The 25,027-nt window shown below is 59.3% G+C and carries 25 protein-coding genes; 13 read left to right on the top strand and 12 right to left on the bottom strand.

The annotated features are described in order from the left end of the window. Positions 1-44: 44 nt before the first annotated feature. The 7 genes from ACR0E6_RS05310 to guaA form a co-directional block, all read right to left on the bottom strand. A complete protein-coding gene (locus ACR0E6_RS05310) occupies positions 45-998 on the bottom strand; it encodes an alpha/beta fold hydrolase (protein ID WP_480581432.1) in 954 nt (317 codons plus the stop codon). After that, positions 988-1,905, bottom strand: coding sequence for a homoserine O-acetyltransferase MetA (gene metA, locus ACR0E6_RS05305; RefSeq protein WP_170451156.1), 918 nt, complete (start codon positions 1,903-1,905; stop codon positions 988-990). Before metA ends, ACR0E6_RS05310 begins: the two co-directional genes overlap by 11 nt. 38 nt (positions 1,906-1,943) lie before the next feature. Continuing rightward, positions 1,944-2,816 (bottom strand): ATPase, encoded by an 873-nt coding sequence (locus ACR0E6_RS05300; RefSeq protein WP_480581430.1) that lies wholly within the window; start codon positions 2,814-2,816, stop codon positions 1,944-1,946. Between the two features lie 50 nt (positions 2,817-2,866). After that, positions 2,867-3,763, bottom strand: coding sequence for a DMT family transporter (locus ACR0E6_RS05295; protein WP_480581428.1), 897 nt, complete (start codon positions 3,761-3,763; stop codon positions 2,867-2,869). A gap of 102 nt (positions 3,764-3,865) precedes the next feature. Beyond that, positions 3,866-4,996 (bottom strand): OmpP1/FadL family transporter, encoded by a 1,131-nt coding sequence (locus tag ACR0E6_RS05290; protein WP_480581426.1) that lies wholly within the window; start codon positions 4,994-4,996, stop codon positions 3,866-3,868. Between the two features lie 133 nt (positions 4,997-5,129). Beyond that, positions 5,130-5,990, bottom strand: coding sequence for a DMT family transporter (locus ACR0E6_RS05285; protein ID WP_480582221.1), 861 nt, complete (start codon positions 5,988-5,990; stop codon positions 5,130-5,132). 264 nt (positions 5,991-6,254) lie between these two features. Further along, positions 6,255-7,814 (bottom strand): glutamine-hydrolyzing GMP synthase, encoded by a 1,560-nt coding sequence (guaA, locus tag ACR0E6_RS05280; protein ID WP_480581423.1) that lies wholly within the window; start codon positions 7,812-7,814, stop codon positions 6,255-6,257. Positions 7,815-7,971: 157 nt separating this feature from the next. Between guaA and ACR0E6_RS05275 the strand changes: the two genes are divergently transcribed. Then, a complete protein-coding gene (locus ACR0E6_RS05275; RefSeq protein WP_170518227.1) occupies positions 7,972-8,667 on the top strand; it encodes an MgtC/SapB family protein in 696 nt (231 codons plus the stop codon). Between the two features lie 133 nt (positions 8,668-8,800). Continuing rightward, the gene (locus ACR0E6_RS05270) at positions 8,801-10,345 is read left to right on the top strand and encodes a trimethylamine methyltransferase family protein (protein ID WP_170518230.1); all 1,545 of its coding nucleotides are present in this window, start codon (positions 8,801-8,803) and stop codon (positions 10,343-10,345) included. On the opposite strand, the gene ACR0E6_RS05265 is transcribed toward ACR0E6_RS05270, so the two are convergent. Beyond that, the gene (locus tag ACR0E6_RS05265) at positions 10,346-10,645 is read right to left on the bottom strand and encodes a DUF6477 family protein (RefSeq protein WP_170451141.1); all 300 of its coding nucleotides are present in this window, start codon (positions 10,643-10,645) and stop codon (positions 10,346-10,348) included. 240 nt (positions 10,646-10,885) lie between these two features. Here ACR0E6_RS05265 and ACR0E6_RS05260 point away from each other — a divergent pair, with 240 nt between their 5' ends. Together ACR0E6_RS05260 and ACR0E6_RS05255 are read left to right on the top strand one after the other, a co-directional pair. Beyond that, positions 10,886-11,956, top strand: a complete 1,071-nt coding sequence (locus ACR0E6_RS05260) for a DUF6456 domain-containing protein (protein WP_480582219.1) — start codon at positions 10,886-10,888, stop codon at positions 11,954-11,956. Positions 11,957-12,006: 50 nt separating this feature from the next. Further along, the gene (locus ACR0E6_RS05255; protein ID WP_170734635.1) at positions 12,007-12,930 is read left to right on the top strand and encodes a LysR substrate-binding domain-containing protein; all 924 of its coding nucleotides are present in this window, start codon (positions 12,007-12,009) and stop codon (positions 12,928-12,930) included. Positions 12,931-12,978: 48 nt separating this feature from the next. Here the strand turns inward: ACR0E6_RS05255 and ACR0E6_RS05250 are convergent, their stop codons facing one another. Next, the gene (locus ACR0E6_RS05250) at positions 12,979-13,527 is read right to left on the bottom strand and encodes a redoxin family protein (RefSeq protein WP_480581420.1); all 549 of its coding nucleotides are present in this window, start codon (positions 13,525-13,527) and stop codon (positions 12,979-12,981) included. A gap of 261 nt (positions 13,528-13,788) precedes the next feature. On the opposite strand from ACR0E6_RS05250, the gene lipA reads away from it, so the two are divergent. Further along, positions 13,789-14,739, top strand: coding sequence for a lipoyl synthase (lipA, locus tag ACR0E6_RS05245; RefSeq protein WP_480581418.1), 951 nt, complete (start codon positions 13,789-13,791; stop codon positions 14,737-14,739). Further along, positions 14,736-15,878, top strand: coding sequence for an amidohydrolase (locus ACR0E6_RS05240; protein ID WP_480581416.1), 1,143 nt, complete (start codon positions 14,736-14,738; stop codon positions 15,876-15,878). Before lipA ends, ACR0E6_RS05240 begins: the two co-directional genes overlap by 4 nt. A gap of 9 nt (positions 15,879-15,887) precedes the next feature. Here the strand turns inward: ACR0E6_RS05240 and hpt are convergent, their stop codons facing one another. Next, positions 15,888-16,433, bottom strand: coding sequence for a hypoxanthine phosphoribosyltransferase (hpt, locus tag ACR0E6_RS05235; RefSeq protein ID WP_480581414.1), 546 nt, complete (start codon positions 16,431-16,433; stop codon positions 15,888-15,890). Between the two features lie 73 nt (positions 16,434-16,506). On the opposite strand from hpt, the gene ACR0E6_RS05230 reads away from it, so the two are divergent. Then, on the top strand, positions 16,507-16,953 hold the full coding sequence (locus ACR0E6_RS05230) for a type II toxin-antitoxin system RatA family toxin (RefSeq protein ID WP_170451128.1): 447 nt from the start codon (positions 16,507-16,509) through the stop codon (positions 16,951-16,953). A 38-nt stretch (positions 16,954-16,991) separates the two neighbouring features. After that, positions 16,992-18,287 carry an MmgE/PrpD family protein gene (locus tag ACR0E6_RS05225; protein WP_480581413.1) on the top strand — a complete coding sequence of 432 codons (1,296 nt, stop codon included), beginning with the start codon at positions 16,992-16,994 and terminating at the stop codon, positions 18,285-18,287. Here ACR0E6_RS05225 and pyrC read toward each other — a convergent pair. Then, positions 18,284-19,321, bottom strand: a complete 1,038-nt coding sequence (pyrC, locus tag ACR0E6_RS05220; RefSeq protein WP_480581411.1) for a dihydroorotase — start codon at positions 19,319-19,321, stop codon at positions 18,284-18,286. The genes ACR0E6_RS05225 and pyrC overlap by 4 nt on opposite strands. 133 nt (positions 19,322-19,454) lie before the next feature. Here pyrC and ACR0E6_RS05215 point away from each other — a divergent pair, with 133 nt between their 5' ends. Then, complete coding sequence (locus tag ACR0E6_RS05215) at positions 19,455-20,363, top strand: AAA family ATPase (RefSeq protein ID WP_170621723.1); 909 nt, start codon at positions 19,455-19,457, stop codon at positions 20,361-20,363. Positions 20,364-20,421: 58 nt separating this feature from the next. Beyond that, entirely contained in the window at positions 20,422-21,678 is a 1,257-nt protein-coding gene (locus ACR0E6_RS05210) for a vWA domain-containing protein (RefSeq protein WP_480581409.1), read from the top strand. A 3-nt stretch (positions 21,679-21,681) separates the two neighbouring features. Here ACR0E6_RS05210 and ACR0E6_RS05205 read toward each other — a convergent pair whose 3' ends face one another. Beyond that, the gene (locus tag ACR0E6_RS05205; protein WP_480581407.1) at positions 21,682-22,182 is read right to left on the bottom strand and encodes a hypothetical protein; all 501 of its coding nucleotides are present in this window, start codon (positions 22,180-22,182) and stop codon (positions 21,682-21,684) included. Between the two features lie 218 nt (positions 22,183-22,400). Between ACR0E6_RS05205 and ACR0E6_RS05200 the strand changes: the two genes are divergently transcribed. From ACR0E6_RS05200 to ACR0E6_RS05190, 3 genes are all read left to right on the top strand, one after another. Continuing rightward, entirely contained in the window at positions 22,401-23,369 is a 969-nt protein-coding gene (locus ACR0E6_RS05200; RefSeq protein ID WP_170621726.1) for an XdhC family protein, read from the top strand. Continuing rightward, complete coding sequence (locus tag ACR0E6_RS05195) at positions 23,366-24,367, top strand: molybdopterin-binding protein (RefSeq protein ID WP_480581405.1); 1,002 nt, start codon at positions 23,366-23,368, stop codon at positions 24,365-24,367. The genes ACR0E6_RS05200 and ACR0E6_RS05195 overlap by 4 nt, the downstream gene beginning before the upstream one ends. A gap of 153 nt (positions 24,368-24,520) precedes the next feature. Beyond that, positions 24,521-25,006, top strand: coding sequence for a (2Fe-2S)-binding protein (locus tag ACR0E6_RS05190; protein WP_170450996.1), 486 nt, complete (start codon positions 24,521-24,523; stop codon positions 25,004-25,006). The last annotated feature ends 21 nt before the right edge of the window (positions 25,007-25,027 follow it).

The following is a 25,027-nucleotide window of genomic DNA, read 5'->3' as shown; positions in this document are numbered from 1 at the left end:
ACCTCGCAATAAAATCCATTTCTTACTATGGATTAGGTGCCTGCCTAAAGCAAACCCGCACGCTGCGCGGCCCGATCTATTGCGGCGGCCACTTCCTCGGCAGCCACGACCTGCGGCATGTGGCCGATGCCGGGCAGTTCGATCAGCTCTGCCCCCGGTATCTGTTCGATCAGGCGGTGCGAGTGCCACTCAAGCCCCACGGTGTCGTCGGCGGTGCCGTGCAGGATTTCCGTCGGCACCGAAATCTCGGCATAGCGGGGTTGCAACGTGGCGACTTCGTCCAGCAGGTTGGCGCGTTGTTTGGCATTGGCGTGCATCGAGGCCCGGCGCATCGTCAGTTCCGGCCCGAAATGCGCGGCATATCCTTCGGGGGCCGTCTGCGGGGCGAAGACCTTGTCCATCGCCTGTTCGACATACCAACCCGGCACGTAAGAGGTGATCAGGGGCAGTGCGAGCGTGTTCCCGACCGGGGTCGAGGCGAGGCGGTTGAACCCATCAAGCGGCGTCTCCCACGGGATGGCGGCGGGGGCGATCAGAACAAGGGCCGAGATATTGTCGGGCCGCGTTACGGCCCAGGCAAGCGAGACGGATCCGCCATAGCTTTGGCCAGCGACGATGGGTTTATCAGCCCCTAGCTGAGCGGCAGCCTTCTGCAGGATGTCAGCCTGTTCGGTGATGGTTTCTCCGTCAGGATTGAAACTGGCGGAATAGCCCAGCCCCGGACGATCAAACACGATGACACGGTAGGTCTGGGCAAGGATTGGCGCCAACGCAAAGGTCATGTCGCGCGTGTTTCCGCTGGACCCGTGGATCAGTACCACATCGGGGCCTTCGCCCATCACGACAGCGTGGACTGCGATCCCATCGACATCTAAAATCTGACCTTCCGGTGGAAAGGCAGCCTCGGCCCGTGTTTCGATCTGGGCGCTGCGCCACGCGGTGAATGCGGCAAAGCCAAGAACGAGTACGGCGAATGATATCAGAAGCTTAACGGCCAATTTCGTCCATGTCGAAAGGTGTGGTCTGGTAAATCTCGTTGATCCAGTTGCCGTACAAAAGATGCGCGTGGCTGCGCCAGCGGTTTTGCGGCGTCCGGGTCGGGTCGTCATCGGGGTAGTAGTTCATCGGCACGTTTATCGGCGTGCCATTGGCCACGTCCCGATCATATTCCTGCTTCAACGTATCGCTGTCATACTCAAAATGGTTGAAGATATAGAGCGCACGATGCCCCGGATCCTCGACCAGACAGGGGCCCACATCGTCGCTGCCCAGCAGGGTGTTCAGCCCCGGTGCGCCGTCAATCTCGGCCTGTTTCATTTCGGTCCAGCGGCTGACCGGAATGACGCAATCATCCGAGAAGCCGCGCAGGAACGGAGACGCCGCGTTCAGGTTCCGGTGTCGGAAACAGCCAAACGCTTTGGCATCCAGCATGTGCTTTTTGACGCCGTGGAAATGGTTGATCATCGCCATCCCGCCCCAACAGACGCCGAAGGTGGAATGCACGTTGGTCTGGGTCCACTCGAAAACTTCGCTGATCTCGTCCCAATAGGTAACGTCCGGAAATTCCAGATGTTCAATCGGAGCGCCGGTGATGATCAGGCCATCGAACTTCTGGTCCTTGACCTCCTGAAAGGGGCGATAGAACTCGGCCATATGTTCGGCTGCGGTGTTCTTAGTCCGATGCTCGGTCATGCGGATCAGGGACAGATCGATTTGCAGCGGCGTTGCACCGATCAGACGTGCGAACTGATTTTCCGTCTGAATCTTCTTGGGCATCAGATTCAGCAACCCGATCTTCAGGGGGCGGATATCCTGACGCATTGCCTGATCCTCGGCCATGACCATGACGCCTTCCTTGGTCAGGACGTCAAAGGCGGGCAGGTCTGAGGGGATCTTGATCGGCATCGGTTCAGGCTTTTTTGGGTTTTTACAGAAGCTTGTAGTTAGGCGTTCTTGGGTTGGGTCTCAAGGGCGCGTTCGATCAACTCATCGAAATCGGCCGCGTCGCGCACCTTGCCTATCTCATCGGCGGTGATGGTGATGCCCCAGTTTTTGGCCATGGCCGCATATCTGGGCTGACGATGGGCCAGCGCCTGCGCATAGGTCCAGCGGATGAAGGCATTCGGATCGACCTCGGCCTCGGCGCAGCCGTGCTGGTCCAGATAGTCGGTCCACACGCGGGTCAGGAATTCGGCCTGATAGGACATCGGTTTCGGAGCTTTGTCGAAGCGGCGGACAAGTTCTGCCGTGTGATCCTCGTCCCCTTTCAGCCAGATCATCAGCGTGTGCTTGGACAGTTCGGTCATCACCTGATCAGACGGATCATGCGGATCGACCCATTCGCAGATCGACCCGCCGGTGTCGCAGATGAAATGCGGGTAATGATACAGACGCTGCGCCCTGTCGATGAAATACTCGGTATCCAGCAAGGCATGAATCTCGGCCAGTCGGAACTGTTCCTGACGGCGGTGGTATTCGGGCATCTCAAGCCCGCCTTTGGCTGGATCGCCGGGCTTGCCCAGATAGGCGGCGACAGGTGTCAGGTTCTCGAATGAGATGTTTGAGCCGATATAGATCGAATCCGACAAAAGCAGGTCGCGCAGAAACGGCACCTTCATCGCCTCGGCCTTGGCATTGTCGGTGATGTATTCGCCCATGTAGCGCGTGCCGATCCTGTAATCGATCGAGTAATGGAACCAATCGCCCGAATCCCGCAGGATGTTCGACACATAGGTTTTGCCCAGGCCCGACATGCCGAAAAACAGCACTTTCTTCCGCGCAGCGCTGCGCCAATCCTTTGCCGAGCCGTAGATCATGTTCCGCTGTCCCTTAGTTTTGCCTTTGCTAGAACGGGCAGGGGACCGCGTCAATCGCGCTTGCCCGAGCGGTTCAGGATTACCAGCCCAAAGGCAAGGATTGCAAAACCGACATAGGCATTGGGCGGCAGCGCTTCGTCCCTTAGCCCCGCGCCAAGGACAATGGCGACGGGCGGGATGACCAAAGTGACCAGCATCAGGTTGCCGCTGCCAGCCATTGCCAGCACCCGGTAATACAGAAGATAGGCCCCCGCCGTTGCAATGATGGCATAGTATCCAATGGCCGCCCATGTTGCCGCCGGAAGGCGCAGGGTTGGCACGCCATCAACCATCAGCGTGATCGGCAGGATCAAGAGCATCGCGCCGGTCAGCATACCCGCCGCTGCGACGACAGGGGACATGCCGGACAGGTGTTTTCGGCCCCACACGCTGGCGAAGGCATAAGACACCGTGCCCGCCAAAACGGCGAGCTGAGCCAGGCTTTGCAGGTTGAAACCTGCAAAGTTGCCAAGGCCAATGGCGACCGAGACGCCCGCAAACCCAAGAACGACTCCAGTCAGGCGCGATTTTGTCAGCCGTTCATCCACGAAGAATAAGGCCGCAACCAGCACGCCAAAGATCGCCGTTGCCGCATTCAAAATAGCCACAAGCCCGGTGTCGATGTGCAACTGTCCCCACGCCATCAGCGAGAAGGGAACGGCATTGTTCAAAAGACCCATGATCAAGAAGGCCAGCCAGGTTCGTGGGTCCGTGGGCAGCTCAAGGCGCTTGATCCAAACGACCAGCCACAGCGCGGCCATGGCCCAGAACGTGCGGTGCAGGACCGAAGTCATCACCGGGATCGTATCCAGCGCAATGCGAATCGACACAAAGGACGCGCCCCAGATCAGGCCAAGAAGCAACAGTTCGGCCCAGGCGCGGGATGAGAGATGTTTCTGAGGTTCCATAGGGCCAACCTGTCACCACGCGAACGCCGAAGCGACCCGAAACATGCGACAAAAAAGACCCCGCCGAATGGGCGGGGCCTTGTGTTTGCGTGATCGGTCAGATCAGTCCAAAGCGTAGGTGATCTGGAAACCAACACTCCAGGCGCTGTTGCCTGAGAAGTCGGCGCGCGCGTTGGGGCCTGCGCCGTCCACGGTCGCATCGCCGATGTCGGTATAGCGGATGCCTCCCGAGATTTTGGCTTTTTCCAACGAATATGTTCCACCGACACCGATGCTCCAGAAACCGTCGGTCGGACCAAGGTTCGATACTGGTTCACCCTCGTCGGTTTCATAGCCAAGTGTTACCGCACCAGAGAATTCGTCGGAAAACTGATAACCAAGACCGAGCGAATAGGTATAGGTGGCGTTGTCGTAGTCGACAAGTGGGTTAAATGGATAATTCGGCGGCGAAAAGTTGAGCTGAGGCCAGTCAACCCAACGAATAGATCCGAAAAGCAGGGTCTTCGGGGCGACGCCAGTCTGAAAATCCAGATTGACCGATTGCGGTGTTTCGATCTCGGTTCCTGAGTTGAGTGTACCGGTGGAATCAAGTGCCTCGGTTTGCGAGAGGTTATGGCTGATCTTTGAGTTATAAGTCAGTGCGACACGAGCAGCAATTTCCGGTTTTTCCCAAGCGACTCCGACAACATATCCGAACGAAATGTCCGCGTCCGTATTGACTTCATACCCGGCTACAAGTGGTACGCTAACCGATGCCTTTACGCGCTGCGCGCGTACGCCACCCAGTGCGCTGAACCCGTTGTCAAATTTGTAACGCAAAAGCGCGGTCACAGCATCTGTGTCTGCGGTTGCATTCAGAGTATCCTGGCGTCCAGCAGGGTTTGGGTTGATCGACAGCGGGTAATCATCGGCATATTCAATGTCCGCGCCGAAAGGTTGATCATACATGATCGCAAAGTCCAACTGTTCAGTCAGAGCAGTCTTGTACCCCAGGTGCGGTGTAAAAAAGTCATTTGCAACGTTGCCCGAATCGACAGGTTGACCAGCATTTGGCCCGATTAACGCAGGCATTGTTCCCGATACACTTGGGTTGGTGTACCCAAGGCGAAACTGAACTACCGATCCCTCCTCAAAGATCAGGTTGATGCCTTGCCCGCTTCGATCCAGGCCACCTGCATGACCAGCTGTCGCCCCAAAGCAAAGCGCACATGTCGTCAGTAGCGCTTTTTTCATTTTGAACCTCCCTTTACAGTCCCTCGCAGGTGCTTTCGGCTACGCGTTGAGTGTGAGTTGCGTACCAACCTGCAAAAATGTGCCCGATACTTTCTTTCCGGTTAGTTTAAGGTCAAGTCGTGACCGTGCGTTACTAGTTACGACTAGAGTCGCGGACTGTTGCCAAACTGTTACGATTCTCGGACCACACGTTCAGGAAAATCCCCGAGAAGATCACGGCGGCCCCCAGCATTGTCCATTGATCGATGGGCTCGTTGTAAAGAAGCATTCCGACCACGGCGATTGTGGGGAGACGCGCGAAGTCAAAGGGGATGACCACAGTGGCCGGAGCGATGGCTAACGCGTTGGTAATACAGAAATGTGCCAGCAATCCGGCCAGCCCGACCAACAGCAAGTAGGGCGCTGTTTGCAGGGTGGGAAGGGCGATCTGACCGTCCAGACCCGCTGCTGCGGCCCCCAAAACGGCCTGCATAACGGCCAGCCAGAACATGATGCATCCGATGCTTGCAAACCGCGTCAGCTTTTTGGTGGTTATCGTTGTAAACGCGAAGAAAATCGCCGAGGCGGCAGCCATCATCAGACCGGGGCTTAGTGGGGCGGTGCCGGGGCGCGTTACGATGAGGATCCCTGCAAAACCGATCAGGGCCGCAGTGACCTTGAGTGTTGTCAGACGCTCATTCAAAAACAACGGCGATAAAAGGATGACCCACAGCGGCTGTGTGAATTCCAGGGCGAAGACCTGTGCCAAAGGAATCACCCCGACTGCGTAGAACCACAGATTCTGTCCGGTGAAATGCAGCGCGTTTCGGATCGCATGAAGGCTCAGGCGTTCGGTGGTGACCTGATGCCACCCGCGAATTGCGCTTAGCACAGTCGCGACGACAATGATGCCCACGATGCTGCGATACATCATGATTTCGAACGTGTCGTGATGCAGGCTCAGTTCGCGCCCGGCGACAGCCATCGAGGAAAACGACAGGATCGCGCCGATCATCCAGAAACCGGCCTTGAAGACCTGGACCGATCCTTTCTCCACCCCGCACCCTCCGCGCTTTGTTCCTGTGTCTTACAGGGCTTAAACGGATTCGGGCGGATCGGGCACCCTGAATCCGGTTTTGTCGGGTCAGCGCGGCATCGCGCAATGGCTCACGCCTGAGTTCAGCAGGGTCCTCAAAACCCTAGGTCGGCGCAGAAGCCGCGCCAGTAAACAAAAAAAGCCGGGATGGTGATCACCAATCCCGGCTTTTGCGATGCTTTATCATTCCCACTCGATCGTTCCGGGGGGCTTGGATGTGATGTCATAGGTGCAGCGGTTGATGCCCTTGACCTCGTTGATGATTCGCGTGGCGGTTTCGCCCAGGAATTCGTGGCTGAACGGATAGTAATCGGCGGTCATACCATCGACCGAGGTCACAGCGCGCAAGGCACAGGCATAGTCATAGGTGCGGCCGTCACCCATAACGCCAACCGTGCGCACGGGCAGAATGGCAACGAAGGCCTGCCAGATATCGTCGTAAAGGCCGTGTTTGCGGATCTGGTCGATGTAGATGGCATCGGCCTCGCGCAGGATCTCCAGCTTTTCGAGGGTGATCTCGCCCGGGCAGCGAATGGCCAGCCCCGGTCCGGGGAAGGGGTGGCGGCCGATGAAGCTGTCTGGCAGGCCCAGTTCGCGGCCCAATGCCCGGACTTCGTCCTTGAACAATTCGCGCAGAGGTTCGACCAGTTTCAGTCCCATCTTTTCCGGCAGGCCGCCAACATTGTGGTGCGACTTGATCGTCACCGAAGGCCCGCCCGAGAACGAGACGGATTCGATCACGTCGGGATACAGCGTTCCTTGCGCCAGGAACTCGGCCCCATTGATGGTGTCGGCGTGTTTCTGGAACACGTCGATGAATAGCTTGCCGATGATCTTGCGTTTGGTTTCCGGGTCGCTCTGACCGTCCAACTCGCCAAGGAACAGCTCGCTTTCATCTGCGTGGATCAGTTGAATATTATAGTTGTCGCGGAACATGCCCACGACCTCGGCGGCTTCGTTCTTACGCAGCAGGCCGTGATCGACAAAGACGCAGGTCAGTTGGTCGCCGATGGCCTCGTGGATCAGGATCGCCGCGACCGAGCTGTCGACGCCGCCGGACAGACCGCAGATGACCTTTTTGTCGCCAACCTGTTCGCGGATCTTGCGGATCATCTCTTCGCGATAGGCACCCATGGTCCAATCGCCCTTGAACCCGGCCAGCTTGACAAAGTTCTCGTATAGCTTCGCGCCTTTGGGCGTGTGGTGCACCTCGGGGTGGAACTGGACCGCATAGAAGTGGCGCGCGGGGTCTGCCGTGATTGCGTAGGGCGCGTTGGGCGAGGTGCCGTAGACCTCAAAACCCGGGGCGATTTCGCTGACATGGTCGCCGTGGCTCATCCAGACCTGTTCGTCGCCGTCAGCGAACCAGCCGTCCAGAATGTCTAGCTTGCTTTCTGGTGTAACAAAGGCACGACCGAACTCGGCAGTGCCATGGCCGCTTTCGACCTTGCCGCCAAGCTGGTGCATCATCACCTGCTGACCGTAGCAAATGCCAAGGATCGGCACGCCGTAGTCGAAAATCTCTTGCGGGGCGCGGGGCGATCCCTCGCGCGTGACGCTGTCCGGGCCGCCTGAAAAGATCACGGCGCGCGGCGCCATCTGGCGCACCACATCCATCGTGACATTTTGGTAGGGGTGGATTTCGCAATAGACGTTCAGTTCACGCAGGCGACGGGCAATCAGCTGCGTCACCTGGCTGCCGAAGTCGATGATCAGAAGGCGGTCATGGGTGTCTTGGGTCATATCCGCGCCTTAGGCCAAGCGCACCTGTTTCGCAAGAGCAACCTCTGATTCTGAAAGGGGTTCAGCGATTCAAAAAAAGGAATTGTAAAAGTTTTGTAACGAAAATATGACAACTCGGCTGGATCGATGTATATACAAATAGAACAAGGGACCGAAATTGCCGATTTCCATCGAGATTGCCGCACTGAATCTGGCTTTGGCGCTGTTTTGCGGCGCGCTAATCGGGTCCGAGCGTCAGGTCCGCCAAAGAATGGCCGGGCTGCGGACAAATGCGCTGGTCGCGCTGAGTGCCGCTGCGTTTGTTGTATTCTCGGCGCTGTTTCCGGATGAGGTGAGCCCGACGCGCGTTGCGGCGCAGGTCGTTTCGGGAATCGGCTTTCTGGGGGCCGGTATCATTTTCCGGCACGGATTCACCATTCATGGCCTGAATACGGCTGCTACCCTGTGGTGCTCGGCTGCTGTCGGAATGATGGCGGGGGCAGGGGCCTGGGTGTTTGCCGTCATGATGACGGGTTTCGTGATTTTTGTGAATCTCGGGCTCAGGCCGTTGGTGAAATGGCTCAAGCGCACCACACGTGCCGGGGTGCCGCTGACGCAAGAGTTCAAGATCCTTCTTCAATGCTCGGAAGAAGCGCAGGCAGATGCGCGTGTCGCTGTTCTCAAGGCGTTGGCGCAAAACGATGTTCGAATCGTTGGCTTTGAAAAGGGCGATGCGGTGGAAGGCAAACGAACAATCGCTGTTCTGGTCTCGATGGAAGATCACCCCGAGGAACTGCAGCACAAGGTTGTCGCTCCTCTGATGCTTGAGCCGAGCATCGACAGCATTGAATGGGATACGGTGTCCGAAGCGTAACGCGACGGTGAAGATCTACGCCAACGTGAGGTCCAATGTCGCTTTTCCCCCCAGAGCGCCGTAAACCATATGCTCAATGACGCTCAATCCTGTAACTAAACGGTCAATCTAACCATTCAGACGGGATTTTCTCATGGCAGAGGCAAACACCCGGCGCAGGGCGAGAGGCGGCGGTGGCGCTGCCCGCCGGGCCGAGCGCACCGCGGTTCGCATCGAAACTGCAAAGTATATCGAACGCAACATTCCGAATTTCGAAGTTCTCAACGAAGAAGCGTTGGAGATCATCGAATACAACGCGGAAACCGTGCTGGAAGAGATCGGCGTCAACTTTGTCGACAACCCGGCGGCGCTGGAACGCTGGCGCGATGCGGGCGCGGATATCGATGGTGAGCGTGTGCGCATCCCGCGCGGTCTGGCGCGTGAGTTGATCAAGACCGCCCCCAGCCAATTCACGCAACACGCCCGCGACCCCGAGAAATCGGTCGAAATTGGCGGCCGCAATCTGGTGCTTGCTCCGGTCTATGGCCCGCCATTCGTGCGTGACGCGCAGGGCGGTCGCCGCTATGCGACCATGGATGACTTCAACAAATTCGTGAAACTGGCCTATATGTCCAAGTGGCTGCACCACTCGGGCGGGACAGTGTGCGAACCGACCGATATTCCGGTGAACAAGCGTCACCTGGATATGCTCTTGGCGCATATGACCCTGTCGGACAAACCCTTTATGGGATCCGTGACCGACCCCAGCCGCGCGCAGGATTCGGTTGAGATGTGCGAGATTCTGTTCGGCAAAGAGTTCGTGCAGGAAAACACGGTGATGACCTCGTTGACCAACATCAACTCGCCGATGACATTCGACGATGTGATGATGGGCTCCCTGGAGGTCTATGCACGCAACAATCAGGCTTGCATCATCTCTCCGTTCATCGTCGGTGGAGCGATGGCTCCGGTGTCGGTTGCCGGGACGCTGACGCAGGTTCTGGCCGAGGTTCTGGCCGGTGTCGCCTATAGCCAGATCATTCGCCCCGGCGCGCCTGCGATCTTTGGCGCGATGGTGACCTCGATCGACATGAACTCGGGCGCGCCGACATTCGGAACGCCCGAGGCTTCGCACATCACCTATGGCGCGGGCCAATTGGCGCGGCGTCTGAACCTGCCTTACCGTTCGGCCGGCTCGTTCTGCGGGTCGAAACTGCCGGACGCGCAGGCGGCGTATGAAACAGCCAACTCGTTGAACATGGGTCTGCTGTCGGGTGTGAACTTCATGCTGCATGCCTGCGGCTGGCTTGAAGGCGGTCTGGTCGCTGATTTCGAGAAATTCGTCATGGATGCCGATCAACTGGGCATTCTGCACGGCTTGGCCAAAGGCGTGACCTATGACGAAAACGCGCTGGCCATGGACGCGATCCGCGAAGTCGGGCCGGGCGGTCACTATCTGGGTTGCGCGCATACGCAGGCCAATTTCAAGGACGCGTTCTGGAAAACCGAAATGCTGGACTACAAGCCGTTCGAGACCTGGCAGGAAGAAGGCGCCCGCGACACACGCGCCCTGGCAACTGCGCGGGTCGAGCATCTGCTGGCAAACTATCAGCAGCCGCAGATGGACCCGGACAAAGCCGCCGCGCTTGAGGCTTATGTAGCGGAAAAGAAAGCCTCCATGCCGGACGCTTTCATCTGATCAAGTAGGGTACGAGGCGCGGCTTGCCTGATACAGCTGCGCCTCGCCCAACAGGGCAATCAGAAGATCCAGATGCCGGACAAGTGAATAGGCGGCATCTTCTTCTTTTCGTTGTTCATTTACCTCTCTCTCAAGCTCTAACAACCGCATCAGGGCCGCGCCTGTGCCGGGCAGCGAACCATATCCCAGAATGCGTTGCAGGTGCCGGTCCCGATTGTAATCCTGCGCCCCGTGTTTGGCCGCCCGTGCCAGCAGTCGGGGGCGGCGAAGCGTTGTGATCATGGTCATCAGGTCCTGCATGTTCGTGTTCCCTTGTACGAGCTTTGACGGCCTGTTTGTCACACAACCTAAGCGGGTGTTGCCTTAGTTCGGCTCCCCCCGAACGATGGTTTCACGACTGTTTATCTTTTTGAATCAAATCTGGTTCCAGGCCGTTGGGGTTAACGAACGAGTAACGAAAGCACCTCTAGTTAGATTTGGTTAACTCAAATTCCGAGGGCGAAAAGTGGCAGTCTGTTTTGTCGACGAGGGCAAATGAATATGGAAAACAACGTGGCTTTCACCATCCCGGCATGGGTGCCCGAAGGGGCGCAAAGATACCTTGCTCATACCGAGACCGGCCGATCGATACGGGATATCGCGCGATCGGCAGGGTGCCATGCGTCGACCATTCTTCGGCAGATCAGACGCATTGAAATGCGCCGTGACGATCCGCTTGTGGATGCAGCCCTGCAATCGCTGGCCGAAACCCATTTTTCGATTTCCGAAAACCACCGTGTCATGCCGGACGACGGGGAAGAGGACGTTTTCGATCAGGAAGCCATGCGCGTTCTGCGCCGTTTGTGCGAAACCGGGTCGGTGCTTGCCGTGGCCGAAGATATGGACAAGGCAGTTGTGGTTCGGGATACGGGCGAGGCCGGTGCGACCCGAACCGCCGTGGTCGAGTGCAGGATTGCACAGGCGCTGGCCTTGCAGGACTGGATCACCTGCGACAATCCCGGGCGGATTTCGCGTTACCGGATATCGGCATCAGGTCGCACCGCGCTGAGCCGTCTTGTAGCCGAGGCTGAGAACAAAGCCCGCGCGCGCAATGAATTTGGTATGGCCGAAGCGCAAACACCGTTTCAGGCCAAAGCCGCCTCGGACCAAGGCGACCGGGCGCGGCGCATCCGCTATAGCGCTGCAGAAAGCCCGCTGATCGCGCTGGCGCGGCGTCGGGATCGGGACGGTAAACCCTTTCTGGACGAGACCCTTGTCAGTGCAGGGGAGCGCCTGCGCGAAGATTTTGAACTGGCGCAGATCGGCCCTCAGTTGGCGCAGAATTGGGACCGGTTTCTTACAAGCGGTGGCCGGGGCAGTTTCGGCAGCGAGTCGCATGGCGGACGCGGGTCCTCTGATGCGCGCGACCGGGTGGCGCGGGCCTTGTCTGATCTGGGTCCGGGTCTCAGCGATGTTGCCTTGCGGTGTTGCTGCTATCTGGAAGGGCTGGAATTGGCGGAAAAGCGTATGGGATGGTCGGCGCGGTCCGGTAAAATCGTCCTGCGCATCGCTTTGCAGCGCCTGAAACGACACTATGAAGATCAGGCTGAACGGGATCGGATGATCGGTTAGAAGTCATACATAACCCTTGCAGATCACTTGGGTGGTGATAAGCAGGGGTTATGAATTTCACACTCAGACAGCTGCAATATTTTCAGGCCGTGGCCGAGCAGCGCAACTTTGGGCGCGCGGCGCAGGTCTGTAACGTATCGCAGCCTGCTTTGTCCGTTCAGATCAAAGCGCTTGAGGAAACCATGGGCGGTGTGCTGTTCGAACGGCAGGCGCGCGATATACTTCTGACACCGCTTGGCCGGGATGTTCTGGACCGCGCGCGGCTGATCCTTGGTGCCGCAGACCGTTTGGATCAATTTGCGCGCGATCATTCAGGCGGGCATCGGTCGCTGTCGATCGGGATCATCCCGACCATTGCGCCGTATCTGCTGCCCGGCGTTCTGGCCGGGTTAAGGGCCGGCGATGTCTCGCTGCGGGTGCAGATCCGCGAGGCCAGAACCGAACACCTGCTGACCCTGCTGCGTACCGGAGAGATTGACGCCGCTGTTCTGGCCCTGCCTGTCGCGGGGTCGGAGTTCAGGGAGACGCCCCTGTTTCAGGATCAGTTCCTGTTGGCAGGCAGCGCCGCGCGGTTGGAAAAAGTATCCGCAACCCCGGACATGCTGCGCCCGCTGGACCTGCAATCTGCGCAATTGATGCTGTTGGAAGACGGTCATTGCCTGACGGATCAGGCGCTTGAGGTATGTGGTCAGGATCGGGGCAGCGGCCAGATCAACATGGGCGCATCCTCGCTGGCGACCCTGTCGCGCTTGGTGGCCGAAGGGTTTGGCCTGACCCTGATCCCGGAACTTGCCGCACGGGCCGAGGGTGAGGCGGTTCCCGGCCTGAAACTGCTCCGCTTTGGCGCGCCACAACCGGCCCGCACTGTGGGTCTGGTCCGCCGTGCGTCCAGCGGGGATGAAGACTGGTCTGACCGGCTGGCCGAGGTTATCCGCGAGGTCGGAGAATCCATCGTGTCCGCCACCCGAAACTGAAAAGGCCCGCCGAAGGGGCGGGCCAATCCGATAAAGACGGATCGTGCCTCAGGCCAGTTCAGGCTCAGCCACCTGTTGCAGGTGCTGCATCAGGTTTTCCGGCGAGGACACGCCATAGGGATCTTCAGGGCAGTTATCCATCAGGCCGGGCTCTTCGAACCATGCCTCGACCACGCCGTCATTGATGATTGCAGCATAGCGCCACGAGCGCATTCCAAAGCCCAGATTGTCCTTGTCGACCAGCATGCCCATCTTGCGGGTGAACTCGCCGGATCCGTCCGGGATGACCTTGACGTTTTTCAGGCCCTGATCCTGCGCCCATTTGTTCATGACAAAGCTGTCATTGACCGACATGCAGTAAATCTCGTCCACGCCCTTGGCGACGAAATCTGCGTGACCTTTTTCGAAACCGGGCAGTTGATAGGTCGAGCAGGTCGGCGTGAACGCGCCAGGAAGCGAGAACAGGATGACCCGCTTGCCCGCAAAGTAATCTGCGGTTGTCATGTCCTGCCAGCGATAGGGGTTGGGGCCTTCGACAGCCTCGTCGCGGACGCGGGTGTGGAAGGTAACCTGCGGCAGTTTGGTTCCGGTTTTCACGTTCAAGCTCCTGTGATTCACATGTGATCCGGGCGTGATTTAAAACAGGTCTAAACTGCCTTCAATCCAAGAAATGCTGCGGGCGCAAAGCGTCGCGTTTGGGTTTGTCTATTGAAATGTATGGCAAAGATGTAGTTTAAGGTTAAACTAAATTGCACTATTGGGATGGCTTGCATGGCGGCTATGCGTCGCTGGCGTAACACCTATGACTGCTTTATGTTATGAGAACAGAAAGTTGACCCAAAGTCAGGAAAACAGCCCGTGCGAGATCTGAAAATCCCCGAGCAACGTCACCCCGAAAAGGCGCATCGCCCGGACAATGCACAGCCCAAGAAACCGAAATGGATCCGGGTCAAGGCCCCCGGTGGGAAAGGCTATGCCGACACCCATAAGATAATGCGTGAAAACAATCTGGTCACCGTCTGCGAAGAGGCCGGGTGCCCGAATGTAGGCGAATGCTGGAGCCAGGGCCACGCCACCATGATGATCATGGGCGAGATCTGTACGCGCGGCTGCACCTTCTGCAACATCGCCACCGGGCGCCCCGATGCGCTGGACGTGTTCGAGCCCGGCCGCGTGGCACATGCGGTTGAAAAACTGGGTCTGAACCACGTGGTGATTACCTCGGTGGATCGCGATGACCTGACCGATGGCGGGGCCGAGCATTTTGCGCAGACCATCCGCGCGGTCCGTCATCGCTCGCCCAAAACGACGATTGAGATTCTGACGCCGGATTTCCTGAAATGCGCGCCCGAAGTGCTCGAAACCGTGGTCGAAGCGAAACCGGACGTGTTCAACCACAATCTTGAGACCGTACCGGGCCTTTATCCCGCGGTCCGCCCCGGCGCACGGTATTTCCACTCGCTGCGCCTGTTGCAGCGCGTGAAAGAACTGGACCCGTCGATCTTCACCAAATCCGGCATCATGGTAGGTCTGGGTGAAGATAAACAATCGGTCGGTCAGGTGATGGACGACATGCGCGCAGCCGATATCGATTTCCTGACCATCGGGCAGTATCTGCAACCGACGCCCAAGCACCACGCGGTAGATCGGTTTGTCACGCCTGAAGAGTTCGAGTCGTACGAAAAAGCGGCCTATGGCAAAGGGTTCCTGATGGTCTCGGCCACGCCGCTGACCCGGTCGTCCTATCACGCAGGCGATGATTTCGCCCGCCTGCGCGCCGCCCGGCAAGAGAAGCTGGGGCAGGCGTGACACCTGACACGCTGGCGCGGCTGATCCGGCTGCGCCACGACTTGCACAAACAGCCCGAACTGTCCGGAGCCGAGCACGAGACCGCCGCCCGGATTGCGGATGAGTTGCGCGGCATCGGCGCGGATAGCGTATTGACCGGGCTTGGTGGGCACGGCGTCGCCGCTGTGTTCGACGGCGGTCGGGACGGGCCATGCGTTGGTATTCGGTGTGAGCTGGATGGGTTGCCGATTCAGGAACTCTCGGTTGTGCCTTACGTCTCGCAGAGACCGGGCCGGGGGCATCTGTGCGGGCATGACGGCCATATGTCGATGGTGTTGGGCGTGGCGCTGGCGTTGCAGGAACAGCGCCCCGAACGCGGTCGCGTTGTTCTGATCTTCCAGCCTGCCGAAGAAACCGGGCAGGGGGCCGAAGCCTTCCGGGTTGATCCGCAATTTGCTGAAATCGCGCCTGATTTCGTGTTTTCGCTGCATAATCTTCCGGGTTTGCAGCTTGGCGCGGTCGAGCTGTGTAAAGGCCCCGCCAATTGCGCGTCACGCGGGATGCGTATTGCGCTGACCGGCAAAACTTCGCACGCAGCGGCGCCTCAGGACGGCGTATCTCCGGCCGGCGCATTGGCGGCTTTGATCCCGGCTTTGACAGCGCTTGGTGGCGGTGGCGTGCTGAACGCGGATTACGCGCTGACCACGATCACCCATGCCAGCTTGGGAGAGCAAACATTCGGCGTCGCCCCCGGACAGGCCGAGCTTTGGGTAACGCTGCGAACGGTATCCGACGACTGGATGTCTAAACTGATTGCGGATGCCGAGACCCTGGTGCAGCAGGTCTCGCAGTCCGATGGGCTGGGTGCCACGATAACTTACGAAGACGTTTTCGACGCCTGCACCAATCATTCGGATGCGGTAGAGATTTTGGCCCAAGCCTGCGCCGCCCAAAACGTTGCGTGCAAACGGACCAACACACCGCAACGGTTTTCCGAGGATTTCGGCCAATTCAGCAAAGGCGCGAAGACCGCGATGTTCTGGCTTGGGGCCGGGCGCGATCATCCGCAGTTGCACAACCCGGATTACGATTTTCCCGATGTGTTGATCCCGATCGGAACCGGAATCTTTCTGAATGCGGTCCGTCAGGTTTTGGGTTAAGCCAGCCGCTTACGTGTCTTCGGTAAAGCGCACCTTGCCAATAAAGGGCAAATTGCGATTGCGCTGTGCGTAATCAATTCCGTAACCGACAACAAACTCATCCGGGATCTCAAACCCGATCCAGTCCGAGCGGAAATCAACCTCGCGTCGGCTGGGTTTGTCCAGCAGGGCGATGGATTTCAAACGCTTCGGATTGCGGCTGTGCAGCAGGTTGGTTACGTGGTTCAGCGTGTGACCGGTGTCGACAATATCCTCGACCACCAGCACGTCGCGCCCTTCAATTGCGCCGCGCAAGTCTTTGAGAATGCGCACTTCCCGGCTACTTTCCATCGAATCGCCGTAAGACGACGCCTCAAGAAAATCGACCTCGATGGGCAGGTCCAGCTCGCGCACCAGATCGGCGATGAAGACGAAACTGCCTCGCAACAGGCCCACCACAACCAGCTTGTCGGTATTGCCGAACTCCTCGGAAATCTTGCGGCAAAGCTCCTCAATCCGCGCCGCGATGGCCTTGGCCGAGATTATCTCATCTATCACATAAGCGCGGTCAGTCATCGCAGCCCCCTTGATCTTTGGCGCGCAACATACGACATGACGCGCCATTGTCACCTTTAAATGCCTGAATGCCATGCCCATCCACTCGGAAACCCGCCACCTGCCATACACCGCCCAGCAGATGTATGATCTGGTCGCGGATGTGGCGAAATACCCGCAGTTTCTGCCCTGGTGCGCAGCGGCCCGTATCCGCAAGACCTATGCGGCAGGCGAGGCCGAGGTGATGGAGGCCGATCTGGTCATCTCGTTCAAAGTGTTTCGCGAGCGGTTCGGCAGTCGGGTGACGCTGTTTGCGGATCAGAAGAAGATCGACACCGAATATCTGGACGGTCCGTTCAAATACATGAAATCCGACTGGCAGTTCGAAGACGCGCCGGACGGGGGCTGCAACGTGTCGTTCCATGTGGATTTCGAATTCAAGAACGCCATCCTGCAGGGCATCATTGGCGTGGTCTTCAACGAGGCCATGCAGCGCATCGTTCGCGCGTTCGAGGCTCGTGCCGCCGAGCTTTACAGCTAAGGCTTTACCAACGAACGGCGCACGTTAGACTGCGCCTCATGTCAGATTTCACATCAGCATTGGCGGCTTTTGCCGCGGGCCCGATCTCGACCACCGCGCAGGCACGGATTGTCACGTCGCTATCTGTTTTGGATTGGGTCGCCGTTGGCCGCGTCGGGGCGGATGAACCCGTGTCCAATACCGTTCGGAATATGGTGTTGGAGGAGGGCGGCGCCGATCAGGCGCATATGTTCGGTGGGGCGCGCGCGCCCCTCCGTGCGGCGGCTTTGGTCAATGGCACCGTGTCCCATGCATTGGATTATGACGACACCCATTTCGCCCATATCGGCCACCCTTCGGTCGCCGTTTTGCCCGCTGCGCTGGCGGCGTCGGAATGGGATGATCGTATTCTTGTGGACTTCCTCGAAGCGGCCCTGATCGGGATGGAGGTCTCGATCCGCATCGGCCTGTGGCTGGGGCGCGGCCACTATCAGGCCGGGTTTCACCAAACGGCAACGGCCGGGGCCTTTGGGGCGGCGGTGGCGGTGGGGCGTCTGTTGCAGTTCGACGCCGATCAGATGCGTCAGGTGCTGGGTCTAACAGCGACCCGCTCGGCGGGTCTGAAGGCGCAGTTCGGCACGATGGGCAAGCCTTACAACGCGGGTTTGGCAGCCTCGAATGGGGTTGAGGCGGCGCTGCTGGTCAAGCGTGGATTTGAACCCAATGCCGAAGCGTTGGAAGGGCCCTATGGCTTTGGCGCGACGCATCAGGGGGCTGCGGATGCTGCGGCCGCTCTGGATGGGTTGGGCGACGAATGGCTGTTCGAATCCGTCAGCCACAAGTTCCACGCCTGCTGTCATGGGCTCCACGCGGCGCTAGAGGCGGCGCTTTCTTTGGATATCGCCGAACCCGAAGTAGCCGAGATCAAGGTAATAACCCACCCGCGCTGGATGAGCGTGTGTAACCAGATGTCTCCGACCACCGGACTGGGGGCGAAATTCTCGTATCGCACGGTGATTGCGATGCAGGCGTTGGGATATGACACCGCCTTGCCGGGCAGCTACTCTGAGAAGGTCTGCGCCGACCTGCGCATCCGGTCGCTGCAAGATCGTATCACTGTCGAAGCGGATGACTCCCTTTCCGAAACTGAGGCTCGCCTGACCTTGCTGCGGCGCGACGGGGCGCGGCGCGAGGCAACCTATGACCTCATGACCCCAATGTCTCTGTCCGACCGGGAAGACCGGGTACGTGCCAAAGCCTCGAAACTGATCGGAGGGGTTGAGGCGGACGCGATCTGGTCGATGCTGCGCACCGGTGGTCGCGCCCGCGATCTGGCTGCAAAACTGGCGGGTTAGTCCACGCGCCAGTGCAGGGGAAAACCGGGGTCGAACACGGTTACCGGGCCATCTCCGGTTTCGATCTTGTCGGGGTATTCGACCGGTTCGCCTTTGGTCAGCGTGATCGAACCTTCGTTCACAGGCAGGCCATAGAAGGCAGGCCCGTTCAGGGAAACGAACCCTTCCAGCTTGTCCAACGCCCCTTCGCGGTCGAACATCTCGGCCACCAAGGATATGGTGTTGGTCGCGGTGAAACAACCTGCGCAACCACAGGCCATTTCCTTGTTGTCATCCGTGTGCGGCGCGCTGTCGGTGCCCAGGAAATAGCGCGGATCACCCGAGGTCGCGGCCTTCAGCAACTCCAACCGATGTTCTTCGCGCTTGGCGACGGGTAGGCAATAGTAATGCGGCTTGATCCCACCGACCAGAATATGGTTGCGGTTGATGATCAGGTGATGTGCCGTGATGGTCGCGCCCAGATCGGTGTCATTGGCTTTGACATACTGAACACCGTCACGGGTCGTAATGTGCTCCATCACTACCCGCAGGCCCGGCGTGGCCTTGCGGATCGGGTCCAGAACGCGGTCGATGAACACCGCCTCGCGGTCGAAAATGTCGATCTCGGCATCTGTCACTTCGCCATGAACACACAGGGGCAGGCCAATCTCGGCCATGCGTTCCAGCACAGGACGCACATTGTCGAAATTCCGCACGCCGGAATGCGAATTCGTCGTGGCACCCGCCGGATACAACTTGACCGCCTTGACCAGCCCGCTTGCATGGGCGGCGGCCAGATCGTCCGGGTCCGTATCCTCGGTCAGGTACAGGGTCATCAGTGGTTCAAAGGATATCCCCTCGGGCAGCGCGGCCATGATGCGCTCGCGATAGGCGGCGGCATGGGCACCGGTCACCACCGGGGGCACCAGATTGGGCATGATGATCGCACGGCCAAAATGGCGTGCGGTTTCGGGCAGAACGGCCTGCAGCATCGCGCCATCGCGCAGATGCAGGTGCCAGTCGTCGGGGCGGCGGATCGTGATGCTATCGGTCATGACGCACCCGCTAGCACAGACCCCGCCGCCGGAAAAGACCTTGTCAGCGCGCAGGATCGCCGTACCTCTTCCCCCACCGCAGGCTTGACGAAGACCCCGGCCCATGACCTGTTAGGCCGCAAGGAGAACATGCATGACCCAACCAAGTTCCATTGATGCCGTTCAGCAAACACTGGGCGCGCAAGGTTACGTGTGCGGCCGGGCATTGGCGACGGTGGTTTTTCTGGCGCTCAAGCTGGGCCGCCCGCTGTTTCTGGAAGGTGAGGCAGGCGTTGGAAAGACCGAAATCGCAAAGGCACTGGCCGCGGGTTTGGGGCGCCGCCTGATCCGCCTGCAGTGTTATGAAGGGCTGGATGCCTCCTCAGCCGTCTATGAATGGAACTTCCCGGCGCAAATGGTTGCCATCCGCACGGCTGAGGCCGCTGGCGGTGCGGACCGAACAGCCCTGCAAACCGAGCTGTTCTCGGACGATTACCTGATCGAACGCCCTTTGCTGCAAGCCATGCGACCTGATGAGCACGGCGCGCCGGTGCTGCTCATTGACGAACTCGACCGCACCGATGAACCTTTTGAGGCGTTCCTGCTGGAAGCGCTCAGCGATTTTCAGGTCACAATCCCGGAACTCGGCACCGTCCATGCGCCCGAGCCACCCATCGTCATCGTCACCTCGAACCGCACGCGCGAGGTGCATGACGCCCTCAAACGCCGCTGCCTCTACCACTGGGTCGACTACCCCGATTTCAACCGCGAGATCGAAATCCTGCACGCCCGCGCCCCCGAAGCCGCCGAGACACTCAGCCGCGAGGTTGTCGCCTTTGTTCAACGCCTGCGCACAGAAGACCTGTTCAAAAAGCCCGGCGTGGCCGAAACCATCGACTGGGCCAAATGCCTGCTGGCGCTGGACGTTATCAACCTCAGCCCCGAGGTCATCGGCGACACGCTCGGCGCGATCCTGAAATACCAGGACGACATCCAGAAACTGCAAGGCTCTGAAGCCAAACGCATTCTGGATGAGGCAAAAGCCGACCTCGAACCCGCCTGATGCTTCTTCTGTTCAAAAATACCTCGGGGGTATGGGGGCAGAGCCCCCATGAAAGGTAATGGCCGAACACCTTACGCTCGACACCCCCGCAGATCCGAAACTGGCGCAAAACATCACCCATTTCGCCCGCGCGCTGCGCAAGGCGGGACTGCCCATCGGGACAGGTCGGGTGGTGGATGCCATACGCGCCGTGCAGGCGGCGGGTTTCACGCAAAGGCAGGATTTCTACTGGACCCTGCACGCCTGTTTCGTGAACCGACCTGAACATCGCACCGTCTTTGCACAGGTTTTCCGCCTCTACTGGCGCGACCCGCGTTATCTGGAACACATGATGTCCATGATGCTGCCCGCCATTCGGGGCGTGCAGGAAGAACGTAAAGCAGACGCTGCCGAAAAGCGCGCAGCCGAGGCGCTGCTGGACGGGGTTGAACGTGATCTGCCCGAGCCTGCGGAAGATGAAGGCGAGACCGAGCTCGACATTGACGCCTCGCAAACCGCGTCTTCCGAAGAACGCCTGCGCAGTCTGGATTTTGAGCAGATGAGCACGGATGAAATCGCACAGGCCAAACGCCTTCTGGCGCGTCTTACCTTGCCGGTTCATTCGATTGCCAGCAGGCGGGCGCAGGCCAATCCTCTGGGCCACCGCATCGACCGCGCCAAAACCCTGCGCGCAGCCATGCGTCAGGGTGGTGAGATACGGGACATTGCGCTGCAAAAACCTAGGCCACGCTGGCCCAATCTTGTGGTTCTTTGCGACATCTCGGGTTCAATGAGCCAATACAGCCGCCTGATCCTGCATTTCCTGCACACCGTCTCGAACGCCAAGGGCGCCGGATGGGCCAAGGTCCACGCTTTCACCTTCGGCACACGACTGACCAACATTACTCGCCATCTGCATCAACGCGATGTGGATGCCGCTTTGGCCGCTGCTGGGGCCGAGGCGCAGGATTGGGAGGGCGGCACACGGATCGGGGACTGTCTGCACGCGTTCAATCGTGACTGGTCGCGGCGCGTGATGGGGCAGGGTGCCGTTGTTCTGCTGATCTCGGACGGGCTGGATCGTGGCGACCCGGACGCCTTGGCGAAGGAAACCGAACGTCTGCACCTGTCGGCGCGCCGTCTGATCTGGCTCAATCCGTTGCTGCGATGGGATGGGTTCGCGCCCAAGGCGCAGGGCGTGGCTGCCATGCTGCCGCATGTGGACAGCTTCCGCGCCGGTCACTCGATTGCATCGCTCGAAGATCTGGCGACCGTCATTTCGGAACCACAGGATGTGGGCGAGAAAGCGCGGCTGATCTCCGCGCTTTCCGGCTAAGCGTCAGCCCAGCTGTTTTTCATTGCACTCGCGCGCCATTTCGATGGCTTTGTAAGTGCCGGTCAGATCGACGGTGAATCCAAAGGATTTTTCCGGGAACACGATCATGACCTTCTGTTTGGCCAGATCTTCCGCAAATTGCGGATCGTCCGACAGCACGTAGCCGCCTGAATACCCCTTGGTGATGTTTCCCTTCATGCCCGTGGCCTCACCCAGATACAGGTTGTCGCCCAGAATGATCGCCACGGCTTCTTTCTCACCGCGCCTGATGTCCGTTTCGGCTTTGGTAAAGACGCCGACATAGCCCACGGCGCGATCCTCGGTCAGGCCCATTTGAACCACGTTTTCCGAGTCATCGATCGCTTCGATCAGGCAGGATTTCTTTTCATTGTCGATGAAGACCTTCCAGCCTTCGACCTCGCCATAGCGTTCAAATGTATCAGCCCAGGCTGCGGTTGACGCCAACAGCCCAAAGGCTGCGCCGAGTGTAAGAATGCGTTTCAACTCTCTGTCTCCGTTTTGAAAATGGGGGCACGTCCGGGATTGGCCCCGAAGGTAGCTGCAGGCTAAAAGCACGGGCGCAGACAATCAATGCTTTGCTTATGTGAATACGAAGGAACCTTTGCCCCCAAGCAAGCTCGTCCCTGAGCGGGGACCGCCCCACATGCTTTTCTTCCCGCTTTTCCTGACTATGTTGAGTCCGATGACCTCAGGAGGCTTCGATGGAGCGATTCGACAACAGCCCGGAAACCGCTTTGGACTGGCACCGCAAAGGACGCGGTGCGGCCCTGGCGACGGTGGTCGAGACCTGGGGCAGTGCACCGCGCCGGGTGGGCGCTCAGTTGGTGATTGGCGGTGAGGGGCGGATCGAAGGGTCCGTGTCCGGCGGGTGCGTCGAAGGCGCGGTGATCGTCGAGGCGCTGGAAGCCATTGATGAGGGCGAGGCGCGATTGCTGGAGTTTGGTGTCAGCGACGAAGACGCCTTTGCCGTGGGTCTGGCCTGTGGTGGAACAATTCGGGTTTTGGTTGAACCGGTTGGCCGCGTCCTGCCTGAATCGATGCTGGCCGAACTGGTCGCCGCGCGGGCGGCGCGCGAGCCGCTGGCTTATGAGGTCAATATCAACAGCGGCCACCGCGCCCTGAGGCGCAACAAATACCCCGACCGACTGCGCATGGACCGGTCAGGGTTTGAAGAGGATGGAGAGACCTTTGTCGCCGTCCATAACCCGCCCTTGCGCCTGATCGTCGTCGGTGCGGTTCACATCGCGCAGGCTTTGGTGCCTATGGCGCGGATTGCGGGATATGACCCGGCCATTGTGGACCCGCGCGATGCCTTTGCGTCAGATGCGCGTTTTCCCGGTGAAAAGATTCTCACCGATTGGCCGGACGAAGCCGTTTTGAAACTGGGACTGGACACGCGCACAGCGGTTGTTCTGCTGACCCATGACCCCAAGTTGGACGACCCTGCGCTGCAAGCTGCGTTGGAGGCGGACGTGTTCTACATCGGCGCGCTGGGGTCAAAGCGAACCCATGCCAAACGGGTCGAGCGTATGATAGCTGCCGGGTTTACCGACGCGCAGATCGGCAGAATACACGGGCCAATTGGTCTGGACATCGGGGCCACTGACCCGTCGGAAATTGCCGTTGCGATCCTGGCTCAGATGACGGCTGTTCTGCGAGGCAAGGCATGAAGTTTGGCCCGGTGCCCGTAGCTGATGCAAGCGGGGCGATTCTGGCGCATTCGGTCATGGCGGCGCGTCGCAAACTGCGCAAGGGTCTGAGACTGACCGAAGATCACATCACACAACTGACACAGGCCGGTTTGACCGAAATTGTCGTGGCCCGTCTGGAACCCGGCGACTGTCATGAGGACGAGGCGGCTACGCTGTTGGCCAAGGCTTTGGTACCTGACCCGTCGGCGGCGAACCTGCGCGTGACCGAAGCATTTACGGGGCGCGTCAACTTGCTGGCCAACGGGCCGGGCGTCGTGGCGCTGGACGTGGCCGCGCTGGAGCAGTTCAATCAGGTCAACCCAATGATCACCGTCGCCACAGTTCCGCAGCATCAGCAGATGAGTGACGGCGGAATGGTCGCGACGATCAAGGTGATTTCCTACGCCGTGCCCGAGGTGGACGTTCAGCGCGCAGCAAGCCTTGCGCAAAGCTCAGTTCAACTGATTGCGCCGGTTCACAAAACCGCTGGTCTGATCGTGACGGATATTCCCGGTGGACCACCGAACGAAAAAGGCATCGCGGCCATGCGGGGGCGGGTCGAACTGTTGGGGATGGAGTTGTGCGATGTGCAGATCGTCGCGCATGACACCGATCCCCTTGCGAAGGCCATTGCCGGAACGCAGGGCGACGTTCTGATGATTCTGACCGCTTCGGCCACCTCGGATGTGGATGATGTGGCACCTTCGGCTGTGCGCGCGGCAGGTGGGGCGGTCGATCGGTTCGGCATGCCGGTCGATCCCGGTAATCTGCTGTTTCTGGGTGCGATGGGGGATCGGCCCGTGATTGGCCTGCCGGGTTGCGCACGCTCGCCTGCTTTGAACGGCGCGGATTGGGTTCTGTCCCGCGTTGCCTGCGGTGTTGAGACCACAGGCGCGGATATTGCGGCCATGGGTGTGGGCGGATTGCTCAAGGAAATCCCGACACGACCTCAGCCGCGCGCCCAGCGCAGGCCGTGACGCTACGGCATTTTGACCTCTATCCCCGCCACTTTAGGTTATGAGTGTTAAGCGACGCTCGGGGCGTTGAACGCGACAAGATTTTTGTTCTCAAACGAAAATTCCCGTGTTTAACTCGGTCGCAAGGGAGAAAATCAAAACTGGGAGGAACTCATGACACAGGTCTCAATGACCGTGAACGGTAAATCCGTTAGCGGTGACGTCGAAGGCCGGACCCTGCTGTCCAGCTTTCTGCGCGACCACCTGTCGCTGACGGGCACACATGTAGGCTGCGACACGGCCCAATGCGGCGCCTGTGTGGTGCATGTGAATGGTGAGGCGGTCAAATCCTGCAACATGCTGGCGCTTGAGGCTGATGGGGCCGACGTGGGTACCATCGAAGGTCAGGCCAATCCGGACGGGTCGCTGAACGTCATTCAGCAGGCATTTCAGGATCACCACGGGCTGCAATGCGGGTTCTGCACGCCGGGTATGGTGATGAGTGCCGCGGCGCTGCTGAAAGACAATCCGCGCCCGACCGAGGCCGAAATACGCAAGTATCTGGAAGGCAACCTGTGCCGCTGCACCGGATACCACAACATCGTCAAGGCGATCATGGCCGCTTCGGGTCAGGACGCCAGCAGCATCGCTGCCGAATGATGCCACTGCGGGCGTAAGGGA

Source organism: Ruegeria sp. AP12, assembly GCF_056540025.1.
Note: the sequence above shows the minus strand (reverse complement) of the source record. Positions and strands in the feature narration are given on the sequence as shown.

Coding starts and splice junctions, on each gene's coding strand:
- ACR0E6_RS05265 (WP_170451141.1), bottom strand. CDS start 10,645: ATGCAGGACCTGATGACCATGATCACAACGCTTCGCCGCCCCCGACTG.
- ACR0E6_RS05295 (WP_480581428.1), bottom strand. CDS start 3,763: ATGGAACCTCAGAAACATCTCTCATCCCGCGCCTGGGCCGAACTGTTG.
- ACR0E6_RS05290 (WP_480581426.1), bottom strand. CDS start 4,996: ATGAAAAAAGCGCTACTGACGACATGTGCGCTTTGCTTTGGGGCGACA.
- ACR0E6_RS05210 (WP_480581409.1), top strand. CDS start 20,422: ATGGCCGAACACCTTACGCTCGACACCCCCGCAGATCCGAAACTGGCG.
- ACR0E6_RS05190 (WP_170450996.1), top strand. CDS start 24,521: ATGACACAGGTCTCAATGACCGTGAACGGTAAATCCGTTAGCGGTGAC.
- ACR0E6_RS05300 (WP_480581430.1), bottom strand. CDS start 2,816: ATGATCTACGGCTCGGCAAAGGATTGGCGCAGCGCTGCGCGGAAGAAA.
- hpt (WP_480581414.1), bottom strand. CDS start 16,433: ATGACTGACCGCGCTTATGTGATAGATGAGATAATCTCGGCCAAGGCC.
- pyrC (WP_480581411.1), bottom strand. CDS start 19,321: ATGACCGATAGCATCACGATCCGCCGCCCCGACGACTGGCACCTGCAT.
- guaA (WP_480581423.1), bottom strand. CDS start 7,814: ATGACCCAAGACACCCATGACCGCCTTCTGATCATCGACTTCGGCAGC.
- ACR0E6_RS05230 (WP_170451128.1), top strand. CDS start 16,507: ATGCCCATCCACTCGGAAACCCGCCACCTGCCATACACCGCCCAGCAG.
- ACR0E6_RS05195 (WP_480581405.1), top strand. CDS start 23,366: ATGAAGTTTGGCCCGGTGCCCGTAGCTGATGCAAGCGGGGCGATTCTG.
- ACR0E6_RS05200 (WP_170621726.1), top strand. CDS start 22,401: ATGGAGCGATTCGACAACAGCCCGGAAACCGCTTTGGACTGGCACCGC.
- metA (WP_170451156.1), bottom strand. CDS start 1,905: ATGCCGATCAAGATCCCCTCAGACCTGCCCGCCTTTGACGTCCTGACC.
- ACR0E6_RS05255 (WP_170734635.1), top strand. CDS start 12,007: ATGAATTTCACACTCAGACAGCTGCAATATTTTCAGGCCGTGGCCGAG.
- ACR0E6_RS05270 (WP_170518230.1), top strand. CDS start 8,801: ATGGCAGAGGCAAACACCCGGCGCAGGGCGAGAGGCGGCGGTGGCGCT.
- ACR0E6_RS05215 (WP_170621723.1), top strand. CDS start 19,455: ATGACCCAACCAAGTTCCATTGATGCCGTTCAGCAAACACTGGGCGCG.
- ACR0E6_RS05285 (WP_480582221.1), bottom strand. CDS start 5,990: ATGATCGGCGCGATCCTGTCGTTTTCCTCGATGGCTGTCGCCGGGCGC.
- ACR0E6_RS05260 (WP_480582219.1), top strand. CDS start 10,886: ATGGAAAACAACGTGGCTTTCACCATCCCGGCATGGGTGCCCGAAGGG.
- ACR0E6_RS05225 (WP_480581413.1), top strand. CDS start 16,992: ATGTCAGATTTCACATCAGCATTGGCGGCTTTTGCCGCGGGCCCGATC.